Annotated in this window: 7 protein-coding genes; all 7 read right to left on the bottom strand. The window is 36.6% G+C overall.

The genetic code is table 11. The annotated features are described in order from the left end of the window. Positions 1-89: 89 nt before the first annotated feature. Complete coding sequence (locus tag FA046_RS13665; RefSeq protein WP_136827098.1) at positions 90-1,631, bottom strand: alpha-N-arabinofuranosidase; 1,542 nt, start codon at positions 1,629-1,631, stop codon at positions 90-92. 79 nt (positions 1,632-1,710) lie between these two features. Continuing rightward, on the bottom strand, positions 1,711-3,270 hold the full coding sequence (locus tag FA046_RS13660; RefSeq protein ID WP_136827097.1) for a sialate O-acetylesterase: 1,560 nt from the start codon (positions 3,268-3,270) through the stop codon (positions 1,711-1,713). 139 nt (positions 3,271-3,409) lie between these two features. Next, positions 3,410-5,755, bottom strand: coding sequence for a beta-galactosidase (locus FA046_RS13655; RefSeq protein WP_136827096.1), 2,346 nt, complete (start codon positions 5,753-5,755; stop codon positions 3,410-3,412). Between the two features lie 18 nt (positions 5,756-5,773). Continuing rightward, positions 5,774-7,144, bottom strand: a complete 1,371-nt coding sequence (locus FA046_RS13650) for a TolB family protein (protein WP_136827095.1) — start codon at positions 7,142-7,144, stop codon at positions 5,774-5,776. A gap of 26 nt (positions 7,145-7,170) precedes the next feature. Then, positions 7,171-9,537, bottom strand: coding sequence for a glycoside hydrolase family 2 protein (locus FA046_RS13645; RefSeq protein WP_136827094.1), 2,367 nt, complete (start codon positions 9,535-9,537; stop codon positions 7,171-7,173). A gap of 52 nt (positions 9,538-9,589) precedes the next feature. After that, complete coding sequence (locus tag FA046_RS13640) at positions 9,590-13,288, bottom strand: DUF4450 domain-containing protein (protein ID WP_136827093.1); 3,699 nt, start codon at positions 13,286-13,288, stop codon at positions 9,590-9,592. A gap of 33 nt (positions 13,289-13,321) precedes the next feature. Next, positions 13,322-14,608, bottom strand: coding sequence for a BNR repeat-containing protein (locus FA046_RS13635; protein WP_136827092.1), 1,287 nt, complete (start codon positions 14,606-14,608; stop codon positions 13,322-13,324). Between the last annotated feature and the right edge of the window lie 168 nt (positions 14,609-14,776).

Genomic DNA, 14,776 nt, shown 5'->3' with positions numbered 1-14,776 from the left:
TCATCTAGTTTAGATAATATGAAGGAAAAAATACATTTATAAAAAAGGATAAGCCGAAGCTCATCCTTACCATAATATCAATTTTAAAATTAATTTAATGTAATAGCTACCACACTTAATGGAGGTAAACTTAATTGCAGCTGATCTCCGTTTTTGCTTGCCCCATTAAATGCCGCAGGTTTAATTTTATTAGGCTGATCAAAAGAATTGTAATCGGTAAATTTTGCTGAGGTTAAGATGGTTCCAACAGCTTTACTCCAATTTAAATCCTCAAAATTTAACTTTACAGGGATATTGTTTTTAGCATCAAGATTTACCATGGTTAAATGCACTACGCCATTTTTATCTTTTGAGGCAGAAATATTTACGGATGGAAGGCTTTTATTATTTACCACATAATTAGGTGAAGTAAATTTTACCGGCAGCAAAGTAGCCTCTTGATGGGTTTTGTACATATCAAACACCCAGTAAGTTGGCGTTAACAACATTTTATCTTTTTCGGTTAAGATTAAAGCTTGCAACACATTTACGGTTTGAGCCAAGTTGGCCATTTTCACCCTATCACTATGGTTATTAAAAATATTTAGGGTAGAACCAGCAACTAAAGCATCGCGTAAGCTATTTTGTTGGTATAAAAAGCCCGGATTTGTGCCTGGCTCTACATTTGTCCAAATTCCCCACTCATCTACCACTAAAGCTACTTTTTTAGCCGGATCGTATTTATCCATTACGGCAGAATGTTTGGTTACTAATTCGTCCATTCTTAAAGCATTTTTCATGCTGCTAAAGTATTCTTGCTCTTCAAAATCTGTTGCAGATCCTTTATTACCCCAACTACCCGTTGGAATAGCGTAATAATGCAATGATAAACCCCACATTTGGTTTCTGCTTTTACGCATCAATACATCTGTCCAATTATAATCATCGCTATTGGCGCCACCTGCAACTTTCTTTAGTTTTGTACCCGGGTAGTCTCTGGAATAAGTAGCGTAACGGTTAAACTGATCTGCATAATACTCGGCAGTCATATTTCCGCCACAACCCCAACTCTCGTTTCCAACACCCCAAAAACTCACTTTCCATGGTTCTGTACGTCCGTTTTCTTTTCTCAGTTTAGACATTGGGCTTTCTCCATCAAAGTTTAAATACTCTACCCATTTGCTCATTTCTTCTACCGTTCCGCTGCCTACATTCCCACTAATGTAAGGCTCGGTCCCTAATAATTTACAAAGTTCCAAAAACTCATGCGTACCAAAACTATTGTCTTCTGTAACGCCACCCCAATTGGTATTTACCATTTTTGGGCGACTGTTTGGCGCTCCAATTCCATCTCTCCAATGGTATTCATCGGCAAAACAACCTCCCGGCCAACGTAAGTTTGGAATATTTATCGCTTTTAAAGCATCCACAATATCCATACGAATACGACCTTCTTTTTTCACATTTAAGCTTTTATCTACCCAAAAACCATCATAAATACACCTCCCTAAATGTTCAGAAAAATGACCATAAATATGTTTACTAATTTGTTGATTTTGGTTTACGGTACTTACATAGCCCGAAACGCTAGTTTGCGCATTTAAACTCAGCGTAAGCACCAAGCAGCTTAAAAATAATATCGTTTTTTTCATGTAATTGTTATTGAGCATATTGTGAATAGACTTAGATTGATCTTATTTACCAAATGAAATTTATTTTAATTGATGAGGCTTATTTCCAGTTATCTGTTCTAAAAGGTGATGCAGGTAAATTAGCCGAATTATAAAGGCTGATTATTGGATTAGCACCCCATCCATATCTTATAGCTTTGGGGTTGAGCACCTCTGGCGATGTAATGAGTATTTCATTCCCTACAATAGTAGCCTTGGCCCAAACAAATTTTTTGTCTTCGCCGGCAATTGCAAAACCTTTTAATTCATCACCTTTAATGATTAAACCACCTTCAACATGTTTAAAATAAATTTTAATGGTATTCCCAAAAACTTGCATTTTTTGGTAAATAGGGCCCGAATAAGGTGTTTTTACTTTGTAGATATTATTTAAAGCAGGTAAAGCTAATCGGTAGCCAATATCTTGCTTGTTCTTAGGATGCACATCGCCCATGTTTTCTGGGTTTGCATTATCAATAGCTACTGCCATAGCGGTATGGGGCAGTAATAAGTTTTGTAATTGGGCTTCTCTTTTAATGGCTTCTGTACCTCCTTTGGCAGGCACAAATTCTATTTCTTTCCCAATATTAGCTAATTGCACATAATAGAAAGGGAAATCTCCCTGGCCCCATTGCGTTCTCCAATCTTTAATTAGAGTTTCCATCAAATTTTTATAGATGGAAGCAGTTGGCGAATTAGATTCGCCTTGATACCAAAGCGCTCCTCTGATGGCGTAAGGCACCAAAGGTTTTACCATTCCATTCCATAAAACATACGGATTGTGTTGATCCATCACCGGATCGGGATTTTTTGGACCACGAGGGGCATCTTTACCATCTGCTTTTGCCTTTGCAGCAGCAATTTTCCATTTTTCTAAAGCTGTATTGTAGGTTGTTTTTGCACCGGTATCTGCTTTAAATTTGATCAACTTATCATCAAAACTATTAAGCAATCCTTTAAAAATCGCGTTCTTTTCTAATGATTCTTTTCTTATCCAAGCTTCGGCAGTACTTGCACCATAAGCGGTGGTAATTAAGCCAATAGGCACTTTAATTTTCTTTTGAATTTCTCTGGCAAAAAAATAAGCTACCGCAGATAAATGGCCAATACTTTGTGGAGAAACCACTTCCCAATTACCTTTTACAAAATCTTGAGCTTGATTATTTGGAGCAAAATCGGTATCAAAAACTCTAATTAAAGGATAATTTGCTTGTGCTACCTCTTCTTTTTCATTGTACACTCCGCACCAATACCTATCTTCTTGTGCAACGGTAAAATCCATATTAGACTGGCCCGAACAAACCCAAACTTCGCCAGCGTAAACATCATCAATACTCAACTTATTTTTACCAGTTACAGTCATCACAAAAGGCCCGCCTGCTTTCAATTTATTAAGCTTTACCATCCATTTTCCATTAGCTTTAGTAATTGTTGTTTTGGTTTGAGCGCCCAATTTTACGGTTACTTTTTCCCCTGCATCTGCAGTACCCCAAACAGGGACTACAATTTCACGCTGTAAAACCATGTGATCTGAAAAAGGACTCGCCAACTTTACATCGGCGTAAGCACAAGAATAACCGGTAAAAATTATTAGAAAACATTTTTTAATAAACTGATTCATATTATATAAATAAGCTAATTTGGCTGTAAACCAAGAAAATTTAAAATTGAAGATAATAATTGGTTAAAATTAATCTGACAACTAATTTATGTGCAATAACTTATTTGGGTATCCTGTGTTATCCTGCATTAAATAATAATCACATTTTAAACGGTTCTGTTTTAATAAAAATTCTATAATCTTTAACCATTCCGTTTTGGCTTTTATCAGATCGAGGAAGATATTTTAGACCACTAACCGCTGTAACTTCACCCAAATCTATCACAATTTGATGCGGATGTTTGGGCTTGCCTCCAACGGCTTGGCTTTGCCAAAAAGTAGATTCTTGCTGGTCGTAAACTTTATCAGCCGCGTTATTGGCAGCAGTAATTTCTTCAGAATCTGCATAAACCACCTTCCACTTTAAGGTCGAAATTGAATTTCCGTCTTTTCCAATCAATTCTAACTCGGCAATAGCGCTTAAAACATCTTTTTCTTGTTGTGAATTTAAGGCTTCAAAACATAAATAGCGCCCTTGTTGTACACCCTCAAATTTTACTTCTTTCCATCCATTTCCGGCTGCGAAAGCACCTGTTTCAATTGGCTTTTCGGCAGAAAGATCTAAATTTTGATTTTTAGTGCGGTGTAGTAAAGATTCATCTTGGTTTAATTCATTTAAAATAGCTTCTTTCAACCCTGTAATTTTGGTTTCTTTTGGATTATCCACATCTAAAACAATGATTTCATTCTTACCTTTTTTAAGCCAAACACCTGGCATAAATAATGTTTGCTGAGGTCCAATTTTCCAAAACCTACCCATATTATAGCCGTTAACCCAAACCATCCCTTTTCCCCAAGTGCTTACATCTAAAAAAGTATCGCCAGTTTTTTCTAAATTAAATTCTCCTTTAAACCAAGCGGGACCATTATTTTCTCGTTTTTTAAACTTAGCCTTGGTTTGAAAACCATAATCAACCGGGAAATTATACACCGTCCAATTCTTTAATGCTACTTTCTCTTTCCCATTAATTAACTCCACTTTTTGGGTAATTCCTTTTCTATCAATAATGGCTTTTCCGTAGTTCACTCGGCCTGTTGCTTCCACTAAAATATCTAATTGCAAGGCTTTCGCCGATGCTGGAATTTCTATACTATTATCGCCCCTTCTTCGGTCTAACCTACCTATTGATTTTCCATTAATAAACACATTTGCCCAATCATGCACCTCCGTAATCACTAGTTTTTGTTTTATAGCTGATGGTTTTAAAGTGGTTCTATACAGGATGCGACCCCAACCTTGGTTAAACATTTCCATAGGTTGTATATTTTCTGATTTGATGCCTTTAGGCAGATTATCAAAAAGATTAGCCGTTTGGTTTAAATAAAAAGTGGGTATTTCTATTACAGGCATAGCGGATGGAATTTCGCCCAAACTCTCTCCTTCTTGTAGGTAATTCTTCAATAAATCTCTTACTGCAAAAAACTTATCAGTAGTATTTCCTTGTTCGCCAATGGGCGCATTATAATCATAAGATGTTGCCATTGCAGAGTATGGGGGCGCATTTGCTCCGCCCCACTGGCCAAAAGATGTGCCGCCATGCGCCATGTATAAACTGAAAGAAATTTTCCTATCCAGCATATCTTTTAAACTCCCAATGAAGGATGAAATAGACCTTGTTTCATGCGGACGACCCCAATGATCAAACCAACCCGACCAATACTCGCTACACATTAATGGCGATGTGGGGTATTTTTCTTGAAAGATTTTAAACTGCTTATCAATATCAGAACCTGCCCCAAAATTTAAAGTAGTAGCCACGCCATCCAATTCGTATTTATTAAAATTAGAAGACCAATCGCATCTAAATAATTGTACTTTATCAAACCCTGCTTTTATCACTTCGTTTTTAACGGCTTCCATATAAGGTTGCTCGTTTCCAAAAGAAGCAAACTCATTTTCTACCTGCACCATAATGATATTACCACCATTTTGAATTTGAAGTGGCGCCAATTGCTCCCCAACTTTTTGCAAATATTTGGCAGTACGTTGCATAAAAAAAGCATCTTTAGCGGTACGCACCTCAATATCTTGTTTCTTTAATAACCACCAGGGTAAACCGCCCATATCCCACTCGGCGCAAGCATAAGGCCCAGGTCTTACAATACAATACATTCCGTTTTCTTGTACCAATTTTACAAAAGCAGCTACATCTTTTTGCCCTGTAAAATCAAAAACATCTTGTTCTTGCTCATGAAAATTCCAAAAAAGATAAATACAAATGGTATTCATTCCCATGGCTTTGGTAAGCTTTATTCTTTGATCCCAATATTCGCGAGGAATTCTTGGAAAATGCAATTCTCCAGCCCTTACTACATAAGGTTTTCCGTTTAATAAAAATTCTTTATTGCCCGCAATAAACGTTTGTGGATTAGTTTTTAAACCTTGACTGTTTGCAGCAAAAGCCAAGTTGAGTAATATATAGATAAGGACAAACGTCTTCTTCATCATCATTTTTAAGGGCTTTTATGGTTTCTTTGTTGGAGCAACTCGTTTTAACCAAGCCTGGGGAACGGGAACAATACAAATATTCATTGATCTGTTATCTTCAGAAAGCATAGCTGATTGAATTTGTATTCTTGTGCCATCAGGACTAAAAGTTGGATGCGGATGATCTGCAGCTGTTGCTTTATGCCCTGTGGTTAACAACATCATTTCTTTTGTTTGCCTGTCTATTAAATAAAGGCTTCTAGAAAAATCATCGCCAACGGCAAATCTACCATCAGATGAACCACTTACATGCCACAATCCGCTTCCGCTTGGTGTTTGACCAACAATATAAGTTTCTCTTGTTCTAAAATTTACAATAGCTAAACCGGTTGGTTTCTCACGAGTGCCGGACGGTCCCCAAGCTGCATCTTGACCCGGATTGGCACCGCCAACCTCAGTTCCTGCGGCTACATTGGTATTGGTACCGGGTATTTTGCGATGCCCCATAATAGCAAAAGCTACTTCGTCTTTGGTAATGACTGCTTCATGAGTTACCCATTCATAATCCGCTTCGGGGTAAAGTGGACGTAAGCCTGCTCCATCAGCGTTTACAGTCCAAATACGTTGTGGAGATTTGCCTCCGGTTTCCCAACAAAAAACAATTTCGCCCGGCATCCAAGGGTTAGTTTGGATATGCCCAACCTGAAAAGGGACAGAAATTACATGATTTACTTTGCCTGTGGTTAAATCCATACAGGCTATACCTGCGGGACCAGCTCCCATTTTACGCGGACCAAAATTTTCTTCTAATTTGGTGTTTGGGGCTAAATGCTTTGCAGCATCGGCTTCGCCCACTCTAAAATAAACTCTTTTTTCGTCTCCATCCAAAGCCATATCACCACCTGCACCAATTTCTGGCGGAGTAGTGCCACAAACTTTTTGATAAGTATCAGCAGTTTTTAAAGTTCCGGCCTCACTGTCTTTAAATAATTTTTCTAAATCAACTTCAACAATTTGAACCGCATTATTGGGATTCGCTCTGTTGCCTATTCTACGCATAAAATAAAGTTTCATGGAGTTTCTGGCTATATTAAGCATCCCCATATATCCGCCCTCGGTTACCTGTACAATATCCCCAGTTTGTTCATTTACGGCCATGGCTTCTCCGCGTACTCTATCCGATTTAAAAATTAACCATTTACTATCCGCTGTCCATTGATTATGCGTTTGGTAAATTTTACCATCGCCTTTGGCTTTACTGGTTAAAAAAACAAGCTCTACACCTGTAACTGGATCTTTTACAATCTTTTTTTCAGATGGAAACCTTGTGCCTATTTGTGCAAATGCTATATTTAATAATAACACAAGTACACTAGTGAGGACGATTTTTACTGCCTTCAGTTTCATTTTTGTTTGGTTTATATCGGTGATATTCAATTTGATTTTACTGATTTGATTTTTAATTGCGCTTGATTTAATCCTTCTGATTTTGCTGTTACTTTAATTTTGCCTGGCTTATTTCCAGCTTTTAACAAAATAGTAGCAATACCTGCTTCGGCTTTCACCAATTTTGGAGCAATATTTTCTGCGTCACCTTGTAATTCAAACTCAATGCTATGGTTTGCAGCAGGAATGATTGTGCCATTAGCATCTAAAACTTCCGCATAAACAAACACCACATCATTGGTTCCGGCTTTTAAATTCTTCCCACTAAAATCAACCCTTAAATTGATTTTTACAGGTTTTTCTGGCGTTTTCACCACTTGTTTAATCACTTCTTGATTGTTGATGAAACCGAGCGCAGTTAATGTTCCTGCTGTAAACTCATTGATGGAGAAAGTAAATGGAGGATGCTTTAAATTGTTGGAATTTTTATCCTGATCTGGCTTTTGTTTCCCTAAAGATTTTCCGTTTAAAAACAGTTCTACTTCTTCACAATTACTGTAAATTTTCACCGTAGAATCTCCAATATTTGACCAATAATTAGCGATAGACAACATGGGTTTATTGAATTCATTTTCGCCCTTCAAATTTGGATTCAACTGACTTTGATAAAAGTAAAAAGCAAACTTTGGCAGCCTTACTATATCCATAATTCCCGATGATTCAATATCATCAGCATAACCTCTTTTGTAATCAAAAATCAACCAATTGGCATCTCCAATGGCTTTTCCATTTAAATTATCGTTATGAGATTCTTGATAATTTAACGCTTGTTGCAATAAACGTTTTTGACCAAAAGCCCTTAACTGTCGTGATGATTTTTCTTCTTTATTTAGGTTTTGATATTCTTTTTGATTGAAACCAGCATTCCCTGCATAATACTCCCAATCGCCATATTCGGCAATAAGCAAAGGTTTATTTTTTTGATAGTTTTTCCAATAAACCGGGTATTTACCATGCTGACGGGCAGGTAAAAAAACATCGTAAGCATCGTCTATCCAACCAGCAGAATAGGTATCGTTAAATGGTAATTCTTCATGCACAATCTGATGCGTTTTTTTCATGTAGGCTTTACTCATGCCCGATTCATTTAGCGAAGCTTCCCACATAATAATAGAAGGATGGTTACGATCTCTTCTTATCATATCTCGGGTATCTTGATAGCTGTTTTCTGTAAAGGCTTCTTTTCCCACAAACTGCCAACCCGGTATGGCATCCATTACTAAAATACCCAACTCATCACAAGCATCTAAAAAAGAATTAGCATGAGGATAATGTGAACTTCTCACAAAATTAAACCCTGCTTGCTTAATTTTATAAGCGTCTCGGTATTGCGCTTGATCCGAAAGCGCATTGCCAACATAAGGATACTCCTGATGGCGATTAGTGCCTCTAATCACTATTTTTTCTCCATTCAAAGTCAAAGCACTGGCTTCAATTTTTAAACTTCTAATTCCGGTTTTAATTTGTTCTGTATCTATAACTTTTCCATTCTCTAAAACTTCAACTTTTAGCGTGTAGAGATAAGGCAAATTTGGCGACCATAATTGAGGATTTTGAATTTCAATAACTTGTGTAAAAAGCTCAAAATCATTTTCTCTAATATCTATTGCAATAGGGACATTATTTGAGGCTACTAATTTACCATTTGGATCAAATAACTTAGTCCTTATTGATGCTGTACGCTCCAAATCTCCACCGTTTTCTACTTCTGTTTGAAGAGTTAGTGTAGCCGACGATGATGTTACATTTTCATAATGAACCAATAAGCCACCACCAGCTTTTCTGTTGGCTGCAACCGCATCAGAAATGTGCAATTGATTTTTTTTGATGAACCAAACATTTCTATAAATGCCGCTGTAATAGTTAAAATCTAAATCGGCAATAGGTTTTCCGGGTGGGATGATAGGATTATCCTGATTATTTAATTTTACTAAAATCACATTCTCTGAGCCGTAATTTATTCCATCGGTTACATTAACATAAAAAGGCAAATAACCTCCTTTATGATTCAGCACTTTTTTACCGTTGAGGTAAACATCTGCTTCTTGCATAGCACCATCAAATTTAAAAGCCAAATGCTTTCCCTTTTCAGTAGCTGAAACAGTAAAAAACTTTCTGTAAAAAGCAATGCCTTGCCATTGTTGCTTTACTTTTTCAATAGGTTCTATATTAGCAGTATGCGGAATGCTGATTTTTTGCCATACTACCTTACTATTTCTTTCAAATAAAGTTGGATTAATTGCGGTATCTATATCCTTCACAAATTCCCAATCTTGATTAAAAAGTTGGGTTTGCGAATAAGATGAATGAATAAATAGCAAAGAAATGAAATAGACAAAAATGGATTTAAACATATAACTATAGTGTTTTTTATTAGTCTTAGTGGTCTTTTTGTAAGGTGAACATTTATTCTCTAATTAAAGTTACAGCCATTAAACCTATTACTACATCATTTGCAATGGTTTGTAGCGTAATTTTTTTTAATATTTTTGATTTATCAAGTGGGATATCTAAGATAGTTGCAGCGCCACCTTTAATCTCCACTCCGTTATATTTTGCTTTTGATTCTTCTCCTGAAACTATTAAACCTGTTTTTAAATGTATTCTTGGTGGACGAGGTTGTTTTAAAGAAAAAGCAAAACCATCGGTATAATAATCTTCTTCAATTGGCCACCAGGTTTCTGGATTTTTGAGCGAAAGTTTAGCTGTAGTTCCATCAGTATATTCCACTAAAACGGCTCCATTTTCTAGCTGACTTTGCATTGGGTTGGTAGAACCCGCCATTAATAAATAAGCATGAGAAGCTTTTCCTGTTAAAGGAATACTAGCTTCTTTTGGGTAATTATCCCATTGCGAAGTAAAAAGAATGTTCTTTTTGTCGATGCTATTTGGAGTAACAAAGCTGATGCCTTGGGGAATAGAAAAACGATTGGTTTCGCCAGCCAATTTTCGTAAACCAGTATCATCAATTTCATGAGTTTCTAGTGGATGAGGCCAATCTCCTGTGCCTTGCCAAGGTAATTGTAAAGTAGTAACCTGCGGACGAGGCGTTAAATATTGATTCTTGAAAATTTGAGTGACTTTATCATTAAAATAATTTGATAGGTCTATTTGCTCTTGCTTTTTAGCTGTTTTAACATTCCAATTCACCAATTTTTCTGAAATTACTTCTCCATTGGCTAATTGCATTTTAAGGAGGTTTGTACCTGTGATTAAATCTGCCTCTGGAATTTGAATTTCATTAGATGTTTTCTCTGATTCAATTGTTAATTTGGTTTCAAATCCGTTTACAGAAACATTTACAATTTGATTTTGATTCGTGTTGTTTTTGATTTTAAAACCCTGCTGATTTAATTCAGTATCGTTTGATTTTACCAACTCAACCGCATTTTCAACTTTAAAACTGTAAGGCATCCACCAAGTTAAATCACCTTGTACAACCTGAATAAATGCGGTATGATTCCCCGTTTTTGCGTTTAACTCTCCAGTAAAACCATTATATGTGATTTTAAATGTTTTAAAAGCTTCTTGTGGATCGTAAAGTTTAATGGCCTTAGCTCCATTTATATTTTCGGAAATTGAACCTCCTGCTACATACGTTTTCTCTGGCAAAGCCGATGAAGGTTTTTCTCCTTCCCAAACTATTTTGATGGTATAATTCTCTGCAGCAGCGGTATTAATTTCAATAATTGGGTTTCCAACCGAGGTGGCAACGTATGTCCATTTTATTTCTTTCCCGTTAAGGGTAATCAACTTTACTTTTCCTTGAGCAATCACCTGAAATTTTAGGTTTAATTGAATTGGGAATTTGGGAATGATTTGATAATTATCTGTTTTGCCGTTTCTTTTAAAATCAAAAGAAATATCTGGCGTAGAGAAGGAAGCATAATTCCAGCTGGCAGGTAAACCCGGAGTAATGGCGACTACTTTTTGTAAGGCATCAGGCTTAATACCAAATAGGCCTTCTACTAAAGCTCTAGAAAACATTCCAACTGGGTCGGCAAAATCACGATAAGCTTCTGCCCTAATGGCATCATAATGTGAGATTTGAACTAGCGCACCAGGGCTACCCCCTAAATACATAGAAGCCAGCACTTCGCTTTTGAAAAGATGAAAAGCATTTTCATTTCTACCAGCTTGCCAATTTGCTAAAATGGTGTGCATAGACTCGGCTAAAGCCACATTATTGAGCGACCAAGTGTAAGGCATCCAATTGGTGGTTGATAAAGTATAATAATTATTATCCTCTAAACCCTTCGCTTTAATTGGAATATGTGGAATCTCGTTATCAATATATTTCATGCTTTGGTAAGCCTGAAAAGGGTTCATGGTCTCAGAATCCATGCTGTGGTAAATAGTCCATAAAGCAGCCGATGGATGAATTAATTGGTTTCCAATAGCATCTTTAAACTCAGCGTAAGCACCTTTATTTTTCATCCATAAAATAGAATTCATGGCGTTTAAAATCTTATTGGCTTCTTTCCTATAAGGTGTTGCATCTTCACCTAAAATAATAGCAATTTCTGCCGCTTTTTTGAAAGCAAAATAATTGTATGCCGAACTATGTGCCACGCCGCCGCCGCTATACTGTAGCGCATCACTCGCCCAAATTGCGGCATAAGCATCATACAAACCGTCTCTATCTACATCAAAGTTTCTGGTTTCCCATTCTAAATGATCCTTTAAAACCGGCCAAGTCTCTTTTAGAAAAGTTAAATCTCCATTCCACTGGTAATGCCTCAATAAAATATCGATATACACCAAATTCATATCATAATGGTGGGCTTTTAGGGTTTTCCCCAACGGGTCTCTGCTGATATAACCTTTGGTAAACATGCCTACACCCAACTTCTCTAAACTTCTAGAAAAATGTGTGGCAGAATCAGGCGTAATCACACCACTTTCTGGAGTTTTCACTTGCGACAAGGCATAACTTTGCAAATTTAATTTTGCTCTATCATGCCAACCCAAAGCATCTGCCATGTAAGCGCCACGCCATCCGTTTAAACGCATTCGCCAACCAATTGCGCCATGCATATAAGATGGCGCTTCCCAATTGGCATCAGCTGCAATGGCTAAAGTGCCGCCAATGGTATTGATAAATGAATCGGGCGTGTTAATTTTAATTCTATCGGCTATGAGTTTTCGGGCTTCTTCTGCTTTTTGAAAAACTTCGGCGGAAGCCTGATTTTTAAAGTTTGATTTAGAATCGGGCTTATAGATGATGAAATAATAGTCTTTGTTTTGCTCGATTTTTAACTTCCCAGCCAAAGCTGGAGTTTTGGAAACTACGGATTGAAAATAATTAAGCGGCTGACTTAATTTAGCAGCATCAACAATTTTTAACTCGGTTGATGAGGGAAAAACTCCTTTTAAAATTTGCTCTTTACTCAGTTGAGATTGCTGTTTTAAATCTTCGGTAAAATACCGTCCATCTTGCCCTACTTGTAAACCTACGCCATACTTTAAGGTAAAGGTTGCTTTATCAAGTTGGTAAATATTATCTGTACAATTAGCTGGCTTTAAGAAGAAATTTGAGGCCGGATCGGGGCCCATATCTCCATCTCTAGAGAATTTTTTACCGGTTGCACCACCAAATGCTGTGATAAAGTTTAAAGGCTTACTCAGGTTTTTGGCTGATAATTTAAGAATAAACCCTTCGGCATCGGCTAAAGCCAAAATATGTAAAGTAAGTGTTCCGTTGCCTAAAATTGGGTCTTCAATTTGATAAATTCTTGCTCCGGCCCTGTATCTGGCTTCTACATTTTTAGCATCGTTTAACCAAATGTTTGAGCCATTACTTTCAACCCCTAACTTAAAATTGCCGCCCATGCCGGGCATATACAAGGCAAACTCAGGTTTATCGCCAGTTTCTACTCTAAAAGCGGTATTTGTCCCGTACAATGCTCTGGTAAACAGTCGGTTTCCGTTGGTAATTACAAAATCTTCCCCATCCGGACGGTAACGTAATTCTCGCTCTTGGTTATGCCATAACTTGTTTTCAGTTATATTAATTACACCCTGCCCTTTAGAAGTTAAAATTTGGGTAAAAAGTATGAAGGTTAAAACAACTTTTAATTTAAAGTACTTATTGCTGGTCAACATTTTTTCTTTTATTTATTTGGTTAAAGAGTGGTATCATTTTAGATTAACATTGATGATTTTCACCATTTGAGCGGGTCTATTTACTGTTTTTTCGCCATCGCCTTGCGCTGTTTGTTGTACAAACAAATGAAGTTTTTTTCTATTCAGCCACAACTCGGTATCAAGAGATGGCTCCCATTGCCCCACCTCATCATTACCTAAATCTTTTATCTTCCATGCTCCGTTTTTAACATCTTTAATAGTTGCCACTGATACTTTATTTCCTCTTTCTTCGTCTCTAAAAACAACAGAAACTGCTTTTTTATTTACCACAATTTGCGGACGAGAAATTGGAATTTTTTTTGTGCCAACTCCGCTTAAAGAAAAAGGTGTTTTTCTGTCTGAGACCTGTTTTACAAGCCAATTTTTCCCATCAAAATAAATGAGTTGATATTGAGGAATGGTTGAATTTTGGGCTCTCCAATAAGTTGCGATGTATGGATTTCCTTTATGATTGGTAGTCATAGAAGTAGAATTAATTAATTCGCTTTTTTGAGGAATGGTTACAATAGGTTTGGTATTTGAGCTATTCATTGGCATAGCATAAGCCTCATTACTAGATGATGACCAAGTTTTACCGCCATCTAAAGATTTAGCGTAACTCATATCATGGTTGGTAGCTACATCACTTTTTTCTCGCCAAACCCAACTCAAATGAAAAACACCTTTGCTATCTATACAAGCTTGCCAATAAGCGTTTCTTTGGTTTTGTCCATCAATTAAATTATCATGAATGCGTTCCCATTTTTTGGTTTGAGTATGGTATCGGTTTAAAACCAAATTCCCTTGCCCTGATGCGCCTTCTCGGTAAAGAAAAAACAAATCACCATTTTTTAGTTTGTAAAATTCGGGATAAGTTGCCTTGATTTCGTTTTTCCCTATCATGGCAATTTCTGGACCTAGTTCTAAAGAATTTGGAGCTGTACTTTTTGCATATCGCAATTTACTAGCATGTTGATCCCAAGAAATATGCAAAAAACCGTCTCCATCAATAATAATGCTGATAGAATTATGAGCGTCTTTGTAATTGCCTTTATAAGGAGTTTGTTTAATTTGCCAAGAATCTGTCCCGAGTTTACGTTTTGCTAATATTACATTCCCTACCGAATCATAATAAGAAGTGTATTGCATATTTTTAAAAGTAACTACCGAATTTTTTCTGAAAACTACCGTATTTACGCTATTCCCCGCCCAAGCCAAACCCACGTTAGAAACTTCTTGTGCAAGTACAAGTGTGGAGCATAAAAGCAATAAAAAAAGCAGGCTTTTGAATTTTATCATTTTTTATTTGCTTACAAAAGGTTGATTTTTAGAAATAATTATTTTCTCGCCGAAAGCAAAAGCAACTTTTACAATTATTTGCAAACGATACATCATAAATTTTTTAGGCTTAGAATAAACTTTCTAAAAATTGGTTATTGCTAAGATGATGTCTTTGGGCGAAACATT

It is taken from the genome of Pedobacter cryophilus, assembly GCF_005116455.1.
Classification (GTDB): domain Bacteria; phylum Bacteroidota; class Bacteroidia; order Sphingobacteriales; family Sphingobacteriaceae; genus Pseudopedobacter; species Pseudopedobacter cryophilum.
Note: the sequence above shows the minus strand (reverse complement) of the source record. Positions and strands in the feature narration are given on the sequence as shown.

Excerpts from the sequence above, each read along its gene's own strand:
- FA046_RS13665 (WP_136827098.1), bottom strand. The coding sequence starts at position 1,631 with ATGAAAAAAACGATATTATTTTTAAGCTGCTTGGTGCTTACGCTGAGT.
- FA046_RS13660 (WP_136827097.1), bottom strand. The coding sequence starts at position 3,270 with ATGAATCAGTTTATTAAAAAATGTTTTCTAATAATTTTTACCGGTTAT.
- FA046_RS13655 (WP_136827096.1), bottom strand. The coding sequence starts at position 5,755 with ATGAAGAAGACGTTTGTCCTTATCTATATATTACTCAACTTGGCTTTT.
- FA046_RS13650 (WP_136827095.1), bottom strand. The coding sequence starts at position 7,144 with ATGAAACTGAAGGCAGTAAAAATCGTCCTCACTAGTGTACTTGTGTTA.
- FA046_RS13645 (WP_136827094.1), bottom strand. The coding sequence starts at position 9,537 with ATGTTTAAATCCATTTTTGTCTATTTCATTTCTTTGCTATTTATTCAT.
- FA046_RS13640 (WP_136827093.1), bottom strand. The coding sequence starts at position 13,288 with ATGTTGACCAGCAATAAGTACTTTAAATTAAAAGTTGTTTTAACCTTC.
- FA046_RS13635 (WP_136827092.1), bottom strand. The coding sequence starts at position 14,608 with ATGATAAAATTCAAAAGCCTGCTTTTTTTATTGCTTTTATGCTCCACA.